This is a genomic window from Jannaschia halovivens (genome assembly GCF_046452375.1).
In the GTDB taxonomy this organism is placed as follows: domain Bacteria; phylum Pseudomonadota; class Alphaproteobacteria; order Rhodobacterales; family Rhodobacteraceae; genus Jannaschia; species Jannaschia halovivens.
Window position 1 is genome coordinate 1,060,994 of the sequence record NZ_JBKFDJ010000001.1, and the last position, 18,050, is coordinate 1,079,043.

The 18,050-nt window shown below is 68.0% G+C and carries 17 protein-coding genes and 1 tRNA gene; 10 read left to right on the top strand and 8 right to left on the bottom strand.

All coding sequences use genetic code 11. The features are described from left to right. Positions 1-34: 34 nt before the first annotated feature. On the bottom strand, positions 35-580 hold the full coding sequence (locus tag ACK8OR_RS05375) for a histidine phosphatase family protein (protein ID WP_410188403.1): 546 nt from the start codon (positions 578-580) through the stop codon (positions 35-37). A 60-nt stretch (positions 581-640) separates the two neighbouring features. Next, positions 641-715, bottom strand: a tRNA-Val gene (locus tag ACK8OR_RS05380). 159 nt (positions 716-874) lie between these two features. Here ACK8OR_RS05380 and ACK8OR_RS05385 point away from each other — a divergent pair. Both ACK8OR_RS05385 and ACK8OR_RS05390 read left to right on the top strand, forming a co-directional pair. Beyond that, on the top strand, positions 875-3,079 hold the full coding sequence (locus ACK8OR_RS05385; protein ID WP_410188404.1) for a fused MFS/spermidine synthase: 2,205 nt from the start codon (positions 875-877) through the stop codon (positions 3,077-3,079). 160 nt (positions 3,080-3,239) lie between these two features. Next, a complete protein-coding gene (locus ACK8OR_RS05390) occupies positions 3,240-3,419 on the top strand; it encodes a hypothetical protein (RefSeq protein ID WP_410188405.1) in 180 nt (59 codons plus the stop codon). Positions 3,420-3,510: 91 nt separating this feature from the next. On the opposite strand, the gene lon is transcribed toward ACK8OR_RS05390, so the two are convergent. The 3 genes from lon to tgt all read right to left on the bottom strand — a co-directional run bounded on the left by lon (position 3,511) and on the right by tgt (position 8,144). Then, entirely contained in the window at positions 3,511-5,907 is a 2,397-nt protein-coding gene (gene lon / locus ACK8OR_RS05395; protein ID WP_410188406.1) for an endopeptidase La, read from the bottom strand. 334 nt (positions 5,908-6,241) lie between these two features. Beyond that, positions 6,242-6,898: a hypothetical protein gene (locus ACK8OR_RS05400; protein WP_410188407.1), complete on the bottom strand. Its 657-nt coding sequence runs from the start codon at positions 6,896-6,898 to the stop codon at positions 6,242-6,244. Positions 6,899-7,010: 112 nt separating this feature from the next. Then, a complete protein-coding gene (tgt, locus tag ACK8OR_RS05405) occupies positions 7,011-8,144 on the bottom strand; it encodes a tRNA guanosine(34) transglycosylase Tgt (protein WP_298433573.1) in 1,134 nt (377 codons plus the stop codon). Between the two features lie 203 nt (positions 8,145-8,347). On the opposite strand from tgt, the gene ACK8OR_RS05410 reads away from it, so the two are divergent. The 3 genes from ACK8OR_RS05410 to ACK8OR_RS05420 all read left to right on the top strand — a co-directional run bounded on the left by ACK8OR_RS05410 (position 8,348) and on the right by ACK8OR_RS05420 (position 10,330). After that, on the top strand, positions 8,348-9,097 hold the full coding sequence (locus ACK8OR_RS05410) for a helix-turn-helix transcriptional regulator (RefSeq protein WP_298433576.1): 750 nt from the start codon (positions 8,348-8,350) through the stop codon (positions 9,095-9,097). A gap of 201 nt (positions 9,098-9,298) precedes the next feature. Continuing rightward, a complete protein-coding gene (locus tag ACK8OR_RS05415; RefSeq protein WP_298433581.1) occupies positions 9,299-9,886 on the top strand; it encodes an outer membrane protein in 588 nt (195 codons plus the stop codon). A 78-nt stretch (positions 9,887-9,964) separates the two neighbouring features. Then, positions 9,965-10,330, top strand: coding sequence for an SUF system Fe-S cluster assembly protein (locus ACK8OR_RS05420; protein ID WP_298433585.1), 366 nt, complete (start codon positions 9,965-9,967; stop codon positions 10,328-10,330). 17 nt (positions 10,331-10,347) lie between these two features. On the opposite strand, the gene ACK8OR_RS05425 is transcribed toward ACK8OR_RS05420, so the two are convergent. Next, positions 10,348-10,527: a hypothetical protein gene (locus tag ACK8OR_RS05425; RefSeq protein ID WP_298433588.1), complete on the bottom strand. Its 180-nt coding sequence runs from the start codon at positions 10,525-10,527 to the stop codon at positions 10,348-10,350. A gap of 85 nt (positions 10,528-10,612) precedes the next feature. Here ACK8OR_RS05425 and ACK8OR_RS05430 point away from each other — a divergent pair, with 85 nt between their 5' ends. From ACK8OR_RS05430 to tpiA, 5 genes are all read left to right on the top strand, one after another. Continuing rightward, a complete protein-coding gene (locus ACK8OR_RS05430; protein ID WP_410188408.1) occupies positions 10,613-11,446 on the top strand; it encodes a LysR family transcriptional regulator in 834 nt (277 codons plus the stop codon). A 46-nt stretch (positions 11,447-11,492) separates the two neighbouring features. Continuing rightward, a complete protein-coding gene (locus ACK8OR_RS05435) occupies positions 11,493-13,163 on the top strand; it encodes a mechanosensitive ion channel family protein (RefSeq protein ID WP_410188409.1) in 1,671 nt (556 codons plus the stop codon). A gap of 111 nt (positions 13,164-13,274) precedes the next feature. Beyond that, positions 13,275-14,495 (top strand): glycerophosphodiester phosphodiesterase family protein, encoded by a 1,221-nt coding sequence (locus tag ACK8OR_RS05440; RefSeq protein WP_410188410.1) that lies wholly within the window; start codon positions 13,275-13,277, stop codon positions 14,493-14,495. Between the two features lie 152 nt (positions 14,496-14,647). After that, positions 14,648-15,028 carry a HesB/IscA family protein gene (locus tag ACK8OR_RS05445; RefSeq protein WP_410188411.1) on the top strand — a complete coding sequence of 127 codons (381 nt, stop codon included), beginning with the start codon at positions 14,648-14,650 and terminating at the stop codon, positions 15,026-15,028. Between the two features lie 33 nt (positions 15,029-15,061). Continuing rightward, positions 15,062-15,787 (top strand): triose-phosphate isomerase, encoded by a 726-nt coding sequence (gene tpiA / locus ACK8OR_RS05450; RefSeq protein WP_410188412.1) that lies wholly within the window; start codon positions 15,062-15,064, stop codon positions 15,785-15,787. Between the two features lie 85 nt (positions 15,788-15,872). Here the strand turns inward: tpiA and ACK8OR_RS05455 are convergent, their stop codons facing one another. Beyond that, positions 15,873-17,303 (bottom strand): TRAP transporter large permease, encoded by a 1,431-nt coding sequence (locus ACK8OR_RS05455; protein WP_410188413.1) that lies wholly within the window; start codon positions 17,301-17,303, stop codon positions 15,873-15,875. Positions 17,304-17,306: 3 nt separating this feature from the next. Further along, the gene (locus ACK8OR_RS05460; protein WP_410188414.1) at positions 17,307-18,041 is read right to left on the bottom strand and encodes a TRAP transporter small permease; all 735 of its coding nucleotides are present in this window, start codon (positions 18,039-18,041) and stop codon (positions 17,307-17,309) included. Positions 18,042-18,050: the final 9 nt, after the last annotated feature.

The window sequence follows — 18,050 nt, forward strand, 5'->3', positions numbered from 1 at the left end:
CGGATCTAGACCGAGGCGCGCAGGCCCGCAAGCGTCAGGTCAGCACGGTCTCGCGGCCTGCGGCGATGCGGATGACCACGCCCTGCGGGTCGTCGATCCGGTCCCAGTCGGGGATGCCTCGCCCCGCAAGCCGCGCGCGGAGCGCGATGGCCACGACGCCGTGGGTCACGAGGATCGTCGGCCCCCGCCCCCGCAGATCGTCCAGAAGCGCCGTCACCCGCCGCACCAGCGCGTCCGGCGGTTCCGCGGCCGGGGCCCCGAATTTCCACAGGACCCCCGCACCGCCGCCGACGTCTCGCGCAAGACGGCCCTGCCACGCGCCCATATCGATCTCGGCCAGGCGCGCGTCCTCTGACGCGTCCAGCCCCGCCAGCCGTGCCGTCGCGACGGCACGCCCGCGCGGGCTGACCCGTGCTGCGCTGCCGGACGGTGCCGCGCGGCGCAGGATCGCGCCCTGCCGCGCCGCCTGCACATGGCCAAGCGCCGTCAGTTCGGAATCGAGTGTGCCCTGCATGCGCCCGGCGACATTCCACGCGGTCTGGCCATGTCGCAGGATGTAGAGGGGCGGCAGATCGGCCATCGGCACCCCGCACGGGACGCGGCGGCGTCGCATCCGAGGGGCTGGTGACGCGGCCGGGAATGGTGGGTGATGAGGGATTTGAACCCCCGACATCTTCGATGTGAACGAAGCGCTCTACCACTGAGCTAATCACCCGTCCGGCGGCGGTTTAGCCGGGGTTCGGGGGGCCTGCAAGGGTCTTGGGATACCGCGCCGTTCGGTCGGCATTCCGCCGGATTTCCGCGCTTCGGCCACAAACACGTCCGATTGTTCCTGCAATGGCAACGGTAACCCAGTCCATCCGAGGCCGAACCGATGACCGACGCGACCCAGCCCGCCCCGCTTTCCCGACCCGGCACCCGGCGCGTTCCGATTGCCGCGATCTTCACGCTGACGATCTTCCTCAGCGCCAGCCTCCTGTTTCTCGTGCAGCCGCTCTTCGCCAAGCTCGTCCTTCCGCTTCTCGGCGGCGCACCGGCGGTCTGGACCACGGCCATGCTGTTCTTCCAGACGGTGCTGATCGGCGGCTATCTCTATGCCCATCTCCTCGTCCGCTACGTGCCGCAGCGCGGCCAGATCGCGATCCATCTGGGAGTCTGGGCGCTAGCGCTGACATTCTTGCCGCTGGCCGTGCCGGCAGGCTGGACGCCCGAGCCGGGCGGGTCCTTGCCATGGCAAACGCTGATGCTCTTTGCCGCCGGTGTCGGCGTGCCCTTCGCGATGCTCTCGGCCAACGCGCCGCTCATCCAGGCGTGGTACGCGCGCACCGACGGGCCATCGTCGCAGGACCCGTATTTCCTCTATGCGGCGTCGAATTCCGGCTCGCTCATCTCGCTCCTGGCCTTCCCGCTCCTCGCCGAACCGTTTCTCGGCGGGTCCGCGACCGGCCTCGTCTGGGCCGTGGGCTTCGTCGCACTGGGCGGCATGGTGCTCGTCTCGGGGCTGAGCGCGCGGCGCGGACCCGTTTCCGCCGTCACGGCCGGAGCCGCCGCCCCTGCCGCGCCGATCGACCTCAAGCGGGTCGCGCTGTGGCTGGGCCTCGCCTTCGTACCCTCCTCGACCATGCTGGTCGTAACGACGAAGATTAGCATCGACCTCGGGTCGATGCCGCTGGTCTGGGCCGTGCCGCTGTCGCTCTACATCCTGACCTTCGTTCTGACCTTTACGAACCGGCCGCTGATCTCGGACCGGGCCATCGACGCGCTCTTTGTGGTGGGACTGGCGATCGTGGTGTTCCTGACCAACCGCCTGATGGTCCAGAGCTTCTCGCCCGCAGGTGCGGCGCTTCTCTGCCTCGGCCTCTTCTTCGTGGCGCTGAAGGGCCACCGCGCGCTTTACCTCGCACGCCCCGAGGCAGCGCGGCTGACGGTGTTCTACGTGGTCATGTCCGTGGGCGGCGCGCTGGGCGGGCTTTTCAACTCGCTGCTCGCACCCGCCGTGTTCGACACGCTGCTGGAGATCCCGCTGACCGTGGTCGCGGCCTCGCTCCTGGTGCTGGGCGGGCCGATCGCGCGCATCCCGCGCGCCGCCGCCTGGGGCCTCGCGGTCGCGACCGTTGCGATCGTGCTCGCCACGTCCGGGGCCGATCTGGGCCTTGGCGGTCGGGCGCTGGACGTCGTGCTGGCGGCGACGGTCTTCTCCGGCCTCTGGATCGGGCGGCGCCTTCCGCTGGCCATCCCGGTCACGGTCGCGGCGCTGGCCGTCGGCACGGCGATCATCGGCAACGGCAGCCCGCCGCTTCTGCAGGACCGCAGCTTCTTCGGGGCCCATGTCGTGCGCGATGCCTCGGGCCTGCGGCTCTATACGAACGGGACGACGATCCACGGGATGCAATGGACCGGCGACGAAGGACGCCTGATCCCCCGCTCCTACTATCATCCGCGCAGCCCGATGGCCGAGATGGTCACCGACCCCGCCCTGCCGGCGGATGCGCGGATCGGGGTGGTCGGCCTCGGGATCGGTGCGCTGGCCTGCTATGCGCAGCCGGGCCAGGCGTGGGATTTCTACGAGATCGACGCTGAGGTCATCCGCATCGCGACGGATCGCTCGCTCTTCACCTTCGTGCCCGATTGCGCGCCCGAGGCTCCGATCCACCTGGGCGACGCGCGGCTCGTGCTCGAAGGACAGGACATGGCGTTCGACGTGCTCGTGCTCGACGCCTACAGCTCGGACTCGGTGCCGGTCCACTTGCTGACTGCCGAGGCGATGGCGATCTATCTCGACCGTCTCGCGCCCGAGGGCCGTCTCGTGTTCCACATCTCCAACCGCTATTACGACCTCCTGCCGCCGCTCAGCCGGCTGGCGCGGGATGCGGGCCTGACCGTCGCCTACCGCGAGGCCGAGGTCGATCCGGACGTCGATGTCGCCGGGGCGAATGGCAGCCAGGTGGCCGTCATGTCGCGCAGCGCCGCGTCCATCGCCGCGCTGACGGATCGCGAGGGCTGGGACGCGATCCCTGCAGCCGAAGGCACGGCCTGGACCGACGATCACGCCAACCTGATCGGGGCCATCGCCCGCTGACGACGGCGATCGGCCGCGCGAAGGCACAGTTTTCGGCCGGATCGGGCGAATTCTCCGCAAGGGCTTTTCCGACAATGGGAATTGGGCAATTCTGTGGCAAGAGCGCCGAATCAGCAGAAATTGCCCGTCCGCCCCATTGGAACAGCCCGGAGATAGCAGCATGAGATCCATCCTGACCGCCGCCGCGATCGCGACGATGCTTGCGACGCCCTCCGTTGCGGGCAACCTCGCCCCCGCCCCGGTCGACCCGGTCGTGATCGTCGAGGATACGAGCTCCAGTTCGCAGGCGATCCTGGTGAACGTCCTGACGATCATCCTGTTCGCCGCAATGCTCGACTGAACCGCCGACCTCGCCCGCGCGGCGTGGACGGACGAAAAGGGGCGCGACCTGCCGGTCGCGCCCCTTCGTTGTTCAGGTCAGGCGCATCGCCTCAATGGGCGGTCGCCCCCGGTCCGGTCTGGGCCGCCCGCGCGGCGAGCGCCGCGGCCTCTTCGGCGGCCTCGTCCCAATCCACCGGCTCCGGCGTCTCGGTCAGCGCGAGCTTGAGCACTTCGGATACGTGGCCCACGGGCACGATCTCGAGCCCGTCCTTCACGCTATCGGGCAGCTCGACAAGGTCCTTCTCGTTCTCCTTGGGGATCAGGACGGTCGTGATCCCGCCGCGGAGCGCCGCGAGCAGCTTCTCCTTGAGGCCGCCGATGGGCATGGCATTGCCGCGCAGCGACACCTCGCCCGTCATGGCGATGTCGCGCCGCACCGGGATCTGCGTCAGCGACGACACGATCGAGGTCACCATGGCCAGACCCGCGCTGGGCCCGTCCTTGGGCGTCGCGCCGTCAGGCACGTGGACGTGGATGTCCATCGTGTCGAACTTGGGCGGCTTGACCCCGATCTCGGGCGCGATCGAACGGACGTAGCTGGACGCCGCGTCGATCGATTCCTTCATCACGTCGCCCAGCTTGCCGGTGGTCTTCATCCGACCCTTGCCCGGCAGGCGCAGCGCCTCGATCTGGAGCAAGTCCCCGCCCACGGACGTATAGGCCAGCCCGGTGACGACACCGATCTGATCCTCCGCCTCGGCCAGGCCGTAGCGGTACTTCTTGACCCCGAGATAGTCGTCGAGATTGTCCGTCGTGACCGTGATCGACTTCTCGCCCCGACCGACGATCTTGGTGACCGCCTTCCGCGCCAGCTTGGCGATCTCCCGCTCGAGGTTCCGCACGCCCGCCTCGCGGGTATAGGTGCGCACCATCTCCTGCAGGGCCTCGTCGGTGACTTCGAACTCGCCCTTGCGCAGGCCGTGGTTCTTGACCTGCTTTGCCACGAGGTGACGCTTGGCGATCTCGACCTTCTCTTCCTCAGTGTAGCCGGCCAGCGGGATGATCTCCATCCGGTCCATCAGCGGGCCCGGCATGTTGTAGGAGTTCGACGTGGTCAGGAACATCACGTTCGAGAGGTCGTATTCCACCTCCAGGTAGTGATCCACGAAGGTGCCGTTCTGCTCGGGGTCGAGGACCTCGAGCATGGCCGACGCCGGATCGCCCCGGAAATCCTGGCCCATCTTGTCAATTTCATCGAGCAGGATCAGCGGGTTCGTGGTTTTGGCCTTCTTCAGCGCTTGGATGATCTTGCCCGGCATGGAGCCGATATAGGTCCGGCGGTGGCCACGGATCTCGGATTCGTCGCGCACGCCGCCCAGCGAGATGCGGATGAACTCGCGCCCCGTGGCCTTGGCGACCGACTTGCCGAGCGACGTCTTGCCGACGCCCGGCGGGCCGACGAGGCACAGGATCGGGCCGCGCAGCTTGGTCGAACGGGCCTGGACGGCGAGGTACTCGACGATCCGCTCCTTGACCTTCTCGAGGCCGTAGTGATCGCGGTCGAGCACGTCCTGCGCCTTGACGATGTCCTTCTTGACGCGGGACTTCTTGCCCCACGGGATCGACAGCATCCAGTCGAGGTAATTGCGCACGACGGTCGCCTCGGCGGACATCGGGCTCATGTTGCGGAGCTTCTTCAGCTCACCCTCGGCCTTCTCGCGCGCTTCCTTCGAGAGCTTCGTCGCGGCGATCCGCTCCTCCAGCTCGGCGACCTCGTTCTGGCCGTCCTCACCGTCGCCCAGCTCCTTCTGGATCGCCTTCATCTGTTCGTTGAGATAGTACTCGCGCTGCGTCCGCTCCATCTGGGACTTCACGCGGGACTTGATGCGCTTCTCGACCTGCAGGACGGACATTTCGCCCTGCATCATGCCGTAGACCTTCTCCAGCCGTTCGCTGACGGTCAGCATCTCCAGAAGCTCCTGCTTCTGGGCGACCTCGATCCCGAGGTGGCCGGACACGAGGTCGACCAGCTTGGCGGCATCCTGGCTCTCGGCCACGGCGCCCATCGCCTCCTCGGGGATGTTCTTCTTGACCTTGGCGTAGCGCTCGAACTCCTCGCCGACGGACCGCATCAGCGCGTCGATCGTGGCGGTGTCGCCCATCTCCTCGGTCAGGCCCTGGGCCTCGGCCTCGAAGAACTCGGCATTCTCGACGAACTTGGTGATCTTCACGCGCCGCCGCCCTTCGACCAGCACCTTCACGGTGCCGTCGGGCAGCTTGAGCAGCTGGAGCACGTTGGCCAGCACGCCGACGCGGTAGATGCCGTCGGCATCGGGCTCGTCGGTGGCGGGATCGATCTGGCTGGACAGCAGGATCTGCTTGTCGTCGGCCATCACCTGTTCGAGGGCGCGCACGCTCTTGTCGCGGCCCACGAAGAGCGGGACGATCATGTGCGGAAACACGACGATGTCGCGCAATGGCAGGACCGGATGGGTCGAGAGAGTCATGTCTGTTCTATCCTTTCGCAAAGGTCCCCGGCCCCGGATCGGCAGCCATGGAGACCTTCCGTCATCGGGTCCAAACGTGGGGACGCCTGGTCTTCGCGTCAATGTCGCGGGTGTTCCCGTCTTGTTTCCCTCACTCTGACCGTGGCCCTGCCAAGGCGCAAGGGGGCCCGGGCGTCAGGGGCATTGACGCCGCGTGACGGCAACAGAACGGCATGACCGGCGATCCGTGCAGCGTCGACGGCGCATGGCGCGCCCGGGAGGGCATCGGGGGCCGTCGCGTCGGGGTCTCGCGAAGGCATGGGTCGGGGGCGCAGGTTCGCCCCCGTGCGCGGTTTCAGCGCTTCTCGAACGTAACGAACCGGAGGATGGAGATCGGCTGGCCATTGGCCTGGATCAGCTCCATCTGGTGCGCGCCATAAGCTTCCTCGGTGCTCAGCACGTAGAGCCAGAGGTCGAATTCACCCACGCCCTCGGGCAGGTTGATCGGGCCCTTGGCCTGCAGGCGCGGCAGATCGCCCGCCTCGCAGTCGAGCGGCATGGTGTTGAGCGGGGCGACCAGCACGTCGCCGGCCGCGAATGTCACCGAGCCGTCGGCGTTGAAGGGCCAGGATTGGCCCTTGTGGAACTGGAGCAGGACGACTTCCGGCAGCGGCGCGCCGTTGATGACGATGCCCTGCCCCGTCTGGCGCGACACGACGATCTCGGTGACGATCTCGTCGGTGAGGTCGGTCTGGACCGAGCCCACGGTCGAGATGCCGTAGCCGTTGGTCATGTCCCAGTCGCCCGTCAGCAGGTCGCCCAGCGTGTCGTCCCAATCGCTTTTGGCGACGTCGCAGAGGTCGAGCCCCTTGGGCGGCAGTCGGTTGTCGAGCGTGTCCTCGATGGCGGTGATCGTGGCGAGGTCGAGATTGGTGAGCTGGGCCGCGGCCGGTTGGGTGGCAACGGCGGCGCCAGCGGCGACGAGGAAGGTCAAGGCACGGAACGGCAGCACGGGCAGGTCCTTTCTGGACGGACTACGAATCAGGTCTGGGACCGACCGTAGGACCGTGCCAGGGCTCGAATGTGGCCAAGCGTGGCCCATTTCGGGTCGGCCGCCGGGAACGTCAGAGGAGCGGGATGTCGCCTTCAGCCCGGTCCGCGTGGAACCGCGCCTGCCAGGACGCGAAGGTGCCGCCCGCGATCGCGTCGCGCATCCCCGTCATCAGGTCCTGATAATAGTGCAGATTGTGCCAGGTCATCAGCATCGAGCCGATGATCTCCTTGGCGCGGCTGACATGATGCAGGTAGGCCCGGCTGTAGCCCCGGCAGGCCGGACAGCCGCATTGTTCGTCCAGCGGGCGCGGATCGTCGGCATGGCGCGCGTTGCGGATGTTGACGACGCCGGTGCGCGTGAAGGCCTGCCCCGTGCGCCCCGACCGAGATGGCAGCACGCAGTCCATCATGTCGACGCCCCGCGCGACCGCGCCGACGATGTCGTCCGGCTTACCGACCCCCATCAGGTAGCGGGGCCGGTCCTCGGGCAATTGATCGGGCGCGTAGTCGAGGCAGGCGAACATCGCCTCCTGCCCCTCGCCCACCGCGAGGCCGCCGATAGCGTAGCCGTCGAAGCCGATATCCCGCAGGGCGGCGGCACTCTCCTCGCGCAGGTCCGGCTCCAGCCCGCCTTGCTGGATCCCGAAGAGCGCATGGCCCGGCCGGTCGCCGAACGCGTCGCGCGAACGCTGAGCCCAGTCCATCGAAAGCCGCATCGAGGCCGCGATGCGGTCGCGGTCGGCGGGGAGCGCGGGGCATTCGTCGAAGGCCATCACGATGTCCGAACCCAGGAGCGCCTGTATCTCCATCGAGCGGGCGGGCGTCAGACGGTGCTTCGAGCCGTCGATATGGCTGCGGAAGGTCACGCCGTCGGGGTCGAGCTTGCGGAGCGCGCCGAGGCTCATGACCTGGAACCCGCCGCTATCCGTCAGGATCGGACGATCCCAGTTCATGAAGCGGTGGAGCCCGCCCAGCGCCGCGATGCGCTCGGCCGTCGGGCGCAGCATCAGGTGATAGGTATTGCCCAGAAGGATATCCGCCCCTGTCTCGCGCACCGAGCCGGGCAGCATCGCCTTTACCGTCGCCGCCGTCCCCACGGGCATGAAGGCGGGCGTGCGGATGTCGCCCCGAGGCGTGCGAATCGTGCCGAGGCGGGCGCGGCCGTCCGTGGCATGCAGATCGAAGGTCAGATGGGTCCGGGTCATCGGCGGCGCCTAGCACGCACCCTGGAGGCCGAAAAGCGGTCCCTCAAACGCGAAACGGCACCGACGGTCTGACGTCGATGCCGTTCGCGGGGGCAAAGGCCCTCGAATAATCAGGAACTTGTAACGAACCGCTGCGTGTCTATCTTGAAGGACTGGAATGGTCAGTCCCCCCGAACGAAGGGGGCGACCCCGGGGAGACTGGAATGCTGATCGACGACGCGCGCCGGATCGAGGCGCTCGATACGCCGCGCGCCGTGTGGGATGCGACCGTGGAGACGCTGGCGACCGAAGGCGTCGGGACCGTCCTTTACCTCATCTCCGACAAGGAGCGCCGTGACGTCCGCGTCATGACGACCGCGCCCGAGATCCATGCCGACGATCAGCCCGAGAAGGATCCGTTCCTCGACCACTGCTGCGACAGCTACGCGATCACCCGCACCGGGGCCGCCTTCATCGACGAGCACGAATATCTCTGCGCGACGGACCGCGCCTTCATCCTGCGCGCGCAGGACCACGGGTTCGTCAGCGGGTTGGGCATACCGACGCGCCTGCAGGGGTCGCTGCATTACGGCGGTTTCAACCTCGGCACCCCGCTGGACCGCGCCGCCTTCGAAGAGGAGATTGCGCCCCGTCAGGAGGAGTTCCGCCTCTTCTGCCTTCTGGTGCATCGCCGGTTCGAGGAGCTGGGCATCCTGACCGCCCCCTGTGGCGTGCTGCCCGCGCCCCTGCCGCCCCGCGCCCGGATGGTGGCCCCCGAAACCGAACGGCTCGCCGCGCTGTCGCCGCGCGAACGCGAGGTGATCTGGCTTCAGTCGCAGGGCCTCCCCCGCAAGGAGGTGGCGCGGCTCTGCGGCATCTCTCCCAACACGGTCGCGGAATACGCCTCCAAGGCCTATCGCAAGCTCGGCGTGCGCAATCGCACGGAAGCGGCCCGTATGGTGTTCGAGGCCTGAACGTTCCGCCTCGCCTCACGAAATTCGCGGCGAGCGCCTGGCATCTGTAACCTCGACCGGCAGACTTGCGCCGATCCCCGGCCATGCGCCGCCATCGCTCGCACGCTGCCGTGATCCATCTTTTGCCCAGCGCGCGGCGGCCTACATGAAGGATCGACGGACCCGCACGGTTCGCCGATTCCGACAACCCGAGAGGCACCCATGCAGACCAAACTCATCCTCCCCGCCCTGGCCCTCGCCTTCGGCGTCCCGGTCGCCGCGACCGCGGGCAACCTCGAGCCCGTGGCCCCGATCGCCACGCCCGTCCCGGCCACCGTGGTGGCGACGCCGGTCTATGACTGGTCGGGCTTCTATATCGGTGGCGCCGCCACCTATGCCGATGTCGATACCAGCGTGGCCGGTATCGGCGGCGATGGCGCGCTGGCCGGTCTCCGGTTGGGCTTCGACTACGATTTCGGCTCCTACGTTCTGGGTGCCCGCCTCGACTACGACGGCGGCAGCATCGACCTGGGCGGCGGTAACGAGATCGAAAGCATCACCCGCCTCGGCGTTCGGGCGGGTCTCGATAGCGGTCGGAACCTCTATTACGGCATTCTCGGCTATGCCGACGCCGACACTAACCTCCTCGGCTCCGGCGACGGTGCCTTCGGCGGTCTGGGTTACGAGGTCTTCGTGACCGACGCGATCACGATCGGCACCGAGGTGCTCTATCACGATCTCGACGGGTTCACCGGCGGCGCCGATGCCGACGCGACCACGGCGTCCCTTTCGGTCAACTGGCGGTTCTGACGACCGCGGACCGGGCGGCCTTTACCCCGCCCGGTCCAATCCCTATTGTTTCGGTCGACAACTCGCTCCGGAGCAGACATGACCGCCGAGACGCCCGAACGCCTGGAAGGCGCGCCCCTGATCGCGCCCTCGACCACGGACCATCCGCTGCACGAGGCGGTGGTCGATGCGTGCCGCTCGGTCTTCGATCCCGAGATCCCGGTGAACATCTTCGATCTCGGGCTGGTTTACACCATCGACATCAACGCCGAGAACGAGACGAAGGTCATCATGACGCTGACCGCGCCCGGCTGTCCCGTGGCGGGCGAGATGCCCGGCTGGGTCGCCGATGCCGTCTCCTCGGTGCCGGGGGTCAAGACGGTCGATGTCGACCTGACCTGGGAGCCGCCTTGGGGCATGGAGATGATGTCCGACGAAGCCCGGCTGGAGCTCGGCTTCATGTGATTGCCATGCGCCCGGTGTCACACCAGGCGCAGCGCCCGTCCGACCGCGAACCAACGCCGCAGCCGCTTGCGCCGCTGCAACCGCATTTTCATTTCCGAGAATAGCGCCTGTTCCGCCGCATAGCCCGTCGCGGGCTGGCGTACAGCGCCGCGCATCACGTCCGTGCTGTGTATGGTGTATCCGTTGAGTTCCTGCATGGTCGATCCTCCGTCTGGATGGTCCGGATCTAGACGATGAGGCGGGACTTGTTCAGCCGCCAGGACCGAGCCTAGACTTCCATCCATGAAAGGCGCCGCCGCAGACTGGTCCGATCTCGCCCTCTTCTCCGCCGTGGCGCGGGCCGGTGCGCTGGCGCCCGCCGCGCGGTCCACGGGCGTCTCCGTCCCGACGCTCTCGCGGCGCATGAAGGCGCTGGAGGCGCGGATGGGTCGCCGCCTGTTCCTGCACGGCGCGCAGGGCTACGCACCGACCACCGAGGGCCGCGACCTGCTGGAGCGGACCGCGCGGATGGAAGCCGCCGCCGCCGATATCGCCGCGTGGCAGGCCGCCGGGCGCGGCCCCGCGCGCATACGCGTCACCGCCGGCACCTGGACCGCGCGCCACCTCGCCGCGAACCTGCCCGCCTTCTGGACGCCCGACGCGGCTTGGCTGCCGGAATTCGTGCATTGCAACATCGACATGGATATTGCCCGTCGCGAGGTCGATATCGGCATTCGAAACCGGCGTCCGTCGCAGCCCTGGCTGGCCGGGCGGCGCACCGGCACGACGACCCACGCTGCCTATGCGGCGAATGCGGGCGTCACCGCCTGGATCGGCGCCAGCCACGAGACCCGCGCGTTGCCATCCGAGACCTGGGTCGCCGAAACCCATGGCGACAGCATCGTGACGACCGCCAACGACCCCGCGCTGCGCCTGATCCTGGCGCAGGCGGGGATCGGGCGCGTCGTGCTGCCGACCTTCGTGGGCGACACCGCCCCCGGCCTCGTGCGCGTGTCGGACATCATCGCCGAACTGACGCGGGAGGTCTGGCTCGTCTGTCATCACGAGGCGCGTCACGATGCCCCCATACGCGCCGCGCTGGACGCGATCGGCGGGTTTCTCGACCGGGACGGCTAGGCCGCGAGGCCCGGAACATCCCCGCGCATCGCGGCGTTCGATTCCCATGCACCGCCTCCACCGCCTGTTCGCGCCGCTTTTCGTCCTCATCCTCCTCCTCACCGGGCCCGCCCGCGCGGAGGATCCGTGGTACATGGTCGACACGCTGAACCCGGGCCTCGGGTCGGTCCCCGCCGAGGTCGACCGGCGCACGCCCCGCGCCGCGATATCGACATTCCTCGTGGCCGCGGAAGAGGGCGAATGGGCCCGCGCGGCCCATGTGCTCGACCTGTCCGACCTTCCCGATGCCGAGCAGCGCGCGCAGTCCGAGATCCTCGCGCGGCAGCTTCATTCCGTGCTCGACCGCAAGGCCGTGTTCGATTGGTCGGCGATCAACGACCGGCCTGACGCGCTCCAGACCGTCGGTGGACAGTCGCAGGCGCAGGCGGGCGAGCCGCGGCGCTCGCTCCTTATCCGCGAACTCGCCCTCGACCCGGTGCCCGCCACGATCCGCCTCGAGCGCGTCAAACCCGGCGAGGACGCGACGCCCGTCTGGGTCTTCTCGCGCGAGACGACCGCCGACCTGCCCGCACTCTATGCCGCCTACGGCCCCTCGCCGCTGGAGGCGCGGCTGCCGGACGATCTCAGGGACGACGCATTCTGGGGTCTGATGTGGTGGGAGTTGATCGGCCTGCCGCTGCTTCTGGGCGCGGCGCTCCTGCTCGGCCGGATCGTCCATGGCGCGCTGAAACGCGCTGCGCAGTATGCCGATGGCGACCTCGGTCAGCGGGTGCTCAAGGCGATCTCGACCCCGCTTATCATCGCGTCGGTCACGACGCTGGTCTGGTGGGTCACGGACAATGTCTTCGTCTTCTCGGGCGCCATCGACATCTGGCTGGCCCCGCTGATCGCCGCGGGGTTCGTGACGGCCACGCTCCTCCTGATCGTCAATGTCATCGAGGCGATCCTCGAACACCTGATCGCGCCGGGTGACGACATCGACCTGACATCGGCCCATCGCGACAAGGCGCGCGAGATGGCGACGAAGCTGAATGCGGCCAAGCGCATCCTCGTCATCGTCTTTACCCTCGTGGGCGTGGGTATCGTGCTCTCGACGGCGGATGCGTTCCGCTCGCTCGGGCTGTCGCTCCTGGCCTCGGCCGGGGCGGTCACGCTGATCCTGGGTTTCGCGGCGCGTAACGTGCTGGGCAACATCATGGCCTCGCTCCAGATCGCGATGAACCAGTCGGCGCGGGTGGGCGACCGGGTCGTCTACAAAGGCGAGCTGTGCCATGTCGAGCGCATCCACATGACCTACGTGCAGCTCAAGGACTGGGATGGCACGCGCGTCGTCGTGCCGGTCGAGGAATTCGTCTCGGAGACATTCTCGAACTGGACGCTTGGCGAGCCGGACATGCTGCGCATCCTCAAGCTGAAGCTGGCGCATACCGCCGATGTGCAGGCCGTGCGCGAGGCGTTTCTCGATGTCCTCCAGGCCGTGAAGGACGATACCGACCTGACGGACGACCTGGGCGAGATCGAGGAGGCGGGCGTCAACGTGGCGGGTCAGGACGTGTTCGGCATGGATGTCTGGTTCAGCGTGCCCTGCACGGATCCCAACACCTCGTGGGAGGTGGCGTGCACCGTCCGCGAGCGCCTCTTGGCCGCGATCACCGAGATGCAGCGGAACGGCGACGAACAGCTCTTCCCCGAGGCGCAGGCCGCCGAGGCCGCCTGACGACAATCCGCCGATAGGCCCCCCGATGTCGCGCAACCTTCGTTCCAGCGTCGCATCCCTGTCATTCTGTGCGTGTCCGCTAACCCGCGGAGACTGACAGGAGAGACCACCATGATCCCCCGCCCCCTGACCCTCGCGGCGCTGCTGACCGCGACCGCCGCCGGACCCGCGCTGGCCCAGACCGCCGATGGCGTGACCTACGGCCCGCGCCCGGCCTATCTGATCGACGCGATGGACGCCTCGCCCCTGAAGGACCGGCTGGCGGCCTGCGCGGGCCAGACGCCCGCACGCTCCAAGTTCTCGATCGGGCATCGCGGCGCGCCGCTGATGTTCCCCGAACATACGGTCGAATCGAACGTCGCGGCCGCGCGCATGGGCGCGGGCATCCTCGAATGCGACGTGACCTTCACCGCCGATCACGAACTGGTCTGCCGCCACGCGCAGAACGACCTGCATACGACGACCGACATCCTGACCACCGATCTCGCCTCGACCTGCACGACGCCGTTCACCCCGGCAGCGGGCGACACGAACGCCACCGCAGAGTGCCGCACCTCCGAGATCACGCTGGCCGAGTTCCGCACCCTGACGCCCAAGATGGACGCCTCGGACGGTTCCGCGACGACGCCCGAAGACTACCAGGGCGGCATTGCATCCTATCGCACGGACCTCTTCACCGCCGGGGCCAGCACGATGACCCATGCCGAGAGCATCGCGCTCTTCGACAGCCTCGGCGCGGATTTCACGCCCGAATTGAAGAGCCCGTCGGTCGAGATGCCCCATGACGGCTTCAGCCAGGAGGATTACGCACAGAAGCTGATCGACGAGTACAAGGCCGCCGGCATCGATCCGTCGCGGGTCTGGGCGCAGAGCTTCAACCTCGACGACGTGCTCTACTGGATCGAGAACGAGCCGGAGTTCGGCGCGCAGGCGGTCTACCTGATGGACGAGTACGACATCGAGGGCTACTCGCCGATGGATCCGGCGACCTGGCCCAACACCATGGCCGAGCTGAAGGGCATGGGCGTCAACTGGATCGCGCCGCCGACCTGGATGCTGGTCACCGTCGAGGGCGGCGAGATCGTGCCGTCCGCGCTGGCCGTCGCGGCCAAGGAGGCCGATCTCGGGATCATCACCTGGACCCTGGAGCGGTCCGGCCCGCTGGGCGGCGGCGGCGGCTGGTACTACCAGTCGATCGAAGAGGTCACCGACAATGACGGCGTGACCTACGAGCTTCTGGACGTGCTGGCGCAGGATGTCGGCGTGGCGGGCGTCTTCGCCGACTGGCCCGCGACTGTGACCTACTACGCGAACTGCGTCGGGCTGGACTGAGGCCCGGGGGATCGGACCGCCTGCGCGGTCCGATCCGGCGGGGGGCGTTGCCCCCCGCACCCCCCAGCATATCTTCGGAACATCGACGGGACGGGCGCGCGTCTTGAGCCTTCGATCCCGCACGCCTATCTTGACGGAGAAGGAGCCCGCCCATGTTCGCCATTCCCGGCCAGTCCCCCGTGACCGTCACCGCCGCCGCCGCGGCGCAGATCGCGCGGCTGATGGCCAAGCAGGACGCCGCCGGTCTGCGGATCGGCGTGAAGAAGGGCGGCTGTGCGGGCATGGAATACACGATGGACTACGTGGCCGAGGTCGAGCCCCATGACGAGGTGGTCGAGGTCGCGGCCCCCGACGGGACCGACGCGCGCGTCATGATCGCGCCGATGGCGCAGATGTTCCTCTTCGGGACCGAGATCGACTACGAGACGTCGCTGCTGGAATCCGGGTTCAAGTTCCGCAACCCGAATGTCACCGAGGCCTGCGGCTGCGGCGAGAGCATCAAGTTCGACGCCGCTCTGGGCACGCCCGGCTGACGTGCTATCCCTTCCCGCAACAGGGAGGGCCTCATGCCGCAGAAGATCGCCGCCGGAAACTGGAAGATGAACGGGCTGCGCGCCGCGCGCGCCGAGGCCGAGGCCATCGCCGCGGGCGCGCCCGAGGGCGTGGTCACGCTGATCTGCCCGCCCGCGACGCTGCTGGGCGCGATGCCAGAGGGCCTGACGCTGGGCGGACAGGCCTGTCACCCGGCCGAATCCGGCGCGCATACCGGCGACCTGTCGGCGGCGATGCTGGCCGATGCGGGGGCCGCGTGGTGCCTCGCAGGGCATTCCGAGCGCCGGACGGATCATGGCGAGACGGACGCGGACGTCGCGGCGCAGGTTTCGGCCATCTGGACGGCGGGCATGGCCGCGATCCTCTGCATCGGCGAGACGCTGGAGGAGCGCGAGGCCGATCGGACGCTGGACGTCCTCTTCGCCCAGCTCGACGGCGCGCTCCCCGAGGGTGCCACGGCTGCGAACACGGTCGTCGCCTACGAGCCCGTCTGGGCCATCGGCACGGGCAAGGTGGCCACGCCGGATCAGGTCGACGCGGTGCATGACGCGCTGCGCGGACGGCTGGAGGACCGGTTGGCCGATGGCGGGCAGGTCTCGCTGCTCTATGGCGGATCGGTGAAGGCCGGGAACGCGGCGGAGCTCTTCGCGCTGGATCACGTGAACGGTGCGCTGGTGGGCGGCGCGAGCCTCAGGGCCGAGGACTTCCTGCCCATCGCGCGGGCGCTCGCCGCCTCCTGACCTGCGCCCCGGATGATGCGAAGGGCCGCACCGGATCATCCCGGCGCGGCCCTATGTCGTCGCGGATGGGTATGACGCCCCCCGGCTAGCGTATGATGATCTCGGGGCCCATCAACATCGTCGGCAGCCAGAGCGAGATCGCCGGGATGTAGGTCACCATGATGAGGAAGACGAACAGCACCGCGAGGAACGGCAGGGCCGCGCGCACGACCTCCATCATGCCCATGCCCGCGACGCCCGAGGTGACGAAGAGGTTCAGGCCGACGGGCGGCGTGATCATCCCGATCTCCATGTTCACGACCATGATGATCCCGAGATGGATCGGGTCGATCCCGAGCTCGATGGCGATGGGGAAGACGAGCGGCGCGACGATCACGAGAAGGCCCGAGGGCTCCATGAACTGGCCGCCGATCAGGAGGATTACGTTCACCACGATGAGGAAGGTGATCGGCCCCAGTCCGGCGCCGAGCATCGCCTCGGCGATGTGCTGCGGGATCTGCTCGTCGGTGAGGACGTGCTTGAGGATCAGCGCGTTGGCGATGATGAACATCAGCGTGATCGTCAGCTTGCCCGCGTCGAGCAGCGTGTTGCGCGTATCGCGGTGCCAGAAGGCCGTGAGGATCGCCCACGGTGCTTGCAGGATCGATTTCGGCGTCCCCGTCACCGGCCCCGCGACCGCCGCCGACAGGCTCTGCGCCTCGCGGGGGGCGAGCGGGCCGATGTCGCGGTAGACGAACATCGCTACGAAGAACGCGTACATCGACGCGACCGCCGCCGCCTCGGTCGGGGTGAAGATAGCGGAAGTGATGCCCGGCACGCCGTAGATTCCGACCATGATGATGACGATCAGCATGAGGCCCCAGAACGCGTCCTTGAACGAATCCCAGATCTCGCCCCAGCCCGCGAACGCGCCTTTGGGCATGTTGCGGATGCGCGCGAAGACATAGATCGCGATCATGAGCATGCCGCCCGCCATCAGGCCGGGAATGACGCCGGCAAGGAACATCCGCCCGACCGAGACGTCGGTGGCCGAGGCGTAGACGACCATCACGATCGACGGCGGGATTAGGATGCCCAACGTGCCCGCGTTGCAGATCACACCGGCGGCGAATTCCTTGGTGTAGCCCGCCTGCTTCATCGCCGCGATGACGATCGTGCCGATGGCGACCACGGTGGCCGGGGACGAGCCCGAGAGTGCCGCGAACATCATGCAGGCGAACACGCCCGCGATGGCGAGGCCGCCGCGCAGGTGCCCCACGCAAGCGATGGAGAAGCGGATGATCCGCCGCGCGACACCGCCCGTGGACATGAAGCTGGAAGCGAGGATGAAGAACGGGATCGCCAGGAGCGTGTAGTGCCCCGCCATCGCCTGGTAGAAGCTCTGCGCGATCGAGGCGAGCGAGGTATCGGAGAAGGCCAGCAGGAAGAAGATCGAGCTGAACCCGAGCGCCACGGCGATCGGCACGCCGATCAGTAGAAGCCCGACGATCATCGAGAAGAGAAGGACGACGTCCATGGATCAGGCCCTCCCGGCCGGGGGCGTGGCGCCCGTGTAGATCTCGGCGGCCTCGTCCGCGGCGCGATGCTGGGCGGCCACCTCCTCGACGGCCTCCTCGGCCTCGTGGCTGACGATCAGGCTCTTGCGGGTGCCGCGTGCGATGGCGATCACCGCCTGCACGACGCGCAGCAGGATGAGCGCGCAGCCGAAAGGCAGTATCGCATAGGGGATGACACGGGGCAGCTTCTCGTATTCCTCGCCTTGGTTGATCAGCGGCTCGAGCCAGCCGAAGAGCCAGCGCATCGGCGGCACTTGGTCGGTGACGAACCAAGCCTGGTCGCGGGTCTGCTCGAAGCCGGTGGGGAACCACGCGCCCGAGGTCCGCTGGAGGGCCGCGAAGGGCGCCCAGTAGTCCCAGGCCCCCTTGAGCAGCAGAAGCGCGTAGATGATGGTCACCAGCCCCGCGAGCAGCGCGCAGATGCGCTTTGCCGGCGTGGGCAGGATGTTCGTCAGGGCATCGACGCCCAGATGGGCCGTGATCTTGAAGCCGTAGCTCACACCAAAGATCACCAGCCACGCGAAGAGGATCAGGATCACCTCCAGCGACCAGATGAGCTGCGAGTTGAAGACGTATCGCAGCACGACCGCGATGAAGGTCAGGAGCGTCATCGATCCCAGGAGGATCGCGATGGCCGTCTCTTCGAGCGAATGAATGGCGCGCCCGAAGCGCCCTGTGGGTTCATAGCGCGCGGCCATGGTGCCCCT

What these genes read in the sequence shown, in the direction of transcription:
- ACK8OR_RS05375 (WP_410188403.1), bottom strand. Translation starts at nt 580, where the DNA reads ATGGCCGATCTGCCGCCCCTCTACATCCTGCGACATGGCCAGACCGCG.
- ACK8OR_RS05385 (WP_410188404.1), top strand. Translation starts at nt 875, where the DNA reads ATGACCGACGCGACCCAGCCCGCCCCGCTTTCCCGACCCGGCACCCGG.
- ACK8OR_RS05390 (WP_410188405.1), top strand. Translation starts at nt 3,240, where the DNA reads ATGAGATCCATCCTGACCGCCGCCGCGATCGCGACGATGCTTGCGACG.
- lon (WP_410188406.1), bottom strand. Translation starts at nt 5,907, where the DNA reads ATGACTCTCTCGACCCATCCGGTCCTGCCATTGCGCGACATCGTCGTG.
- tgt (WP_298433573.1), bottom strand. Translation starts at nt 8,144, where the DNA reads ATGACCCGGACCCATCTGACCTTCGATCTGCATGCCACGGACGGCCGC.
- ACK8OR_RS05410 (WP_298433576.1), top strand. Translation starts at nt 8,348, where the DNA reads ATGCTGATCGACGACGCGCGCCGGATCGAGGCGCTCGATACGCCGCGC.
- ACK8OR_RS05415 (WP_298433581.1), top strand. Translation starts at nt 9,299, where the DNA reads ATGCAGACCAAACTCATCCTCCCCGCCCTGGCCCTCGCCTTCGGCGTC.
- ACK8OR_RS05420 (WP_298433585.1), top strand. Translation starts at nt 9,965, where the DNA reads ATGACCGCCGAGACGCCCGAACGCCTGGAAGGCGCGCCCCTGATCGCG.
- ACK8OR_RS05425 (WP_298433588.1), bottom strand. Translation starts at nt 10,527, where the DNA reads ATGCAGGAACTCAACGGATACACCATACACAGCACGGACGTGATGCGC.
- ACK8OR_RS05430 (WP_410188408.1), top strand. Translation starts at nt 10,613, where the DNA reads ATGAAAGGCGCCGCCGCAGACTGGTCCGATCTCGCCCTCTTCTCCGCC.
- ACK8OR_RS05435 (WP_410188409.1), top strand. Translation starts at nt 11,493, where the DNA reads ATGCACCGCCTCCACCGCCTGTTCGCGCCGCTTTTCGTCCTCATCCTC.
- ACK8OR_RS05440 (WP_410188410.1), top strand. Translation starts at nt 13,275, where the DNA reads ATGATCCCCCGCCCCCTGACCCTCGCGGCGCTGCTGACCGCGACCGCC.
- ACK8OR_RS05445 (WP_410188411.1), top strand. Translation starts at nt 14,648, where the DNA reads ATGTTCGCCATTCCCGGCCAGTCCCCCGTGACCGTCACCGCCGCCGCC.
- tpiA (WP_410188412.1), top strand. Translation starts at nt 15,062, where the DNA reads ATGCCGCAGAAGATCGCCGCCGGAAACTGGAAGATGAACGGGCTGCGC.
- ACK8OR_RS05455 (WP_410188413.1), bottom strand. Translation starts at nt 17,303, where the DNA reads ATGGACGTCGTCCTTCTCTTCTCGATGATCGTCGGGCTTCTACTGATC.
- ACK8OR_RS05460 (WP_410188414.1), bottom strand. Translation starts at nt 18,041, where the DNA reads ATGGCCGCGCGCTATGAACCCACAGGGCGCTTCGGGCGCGCCATTCAT.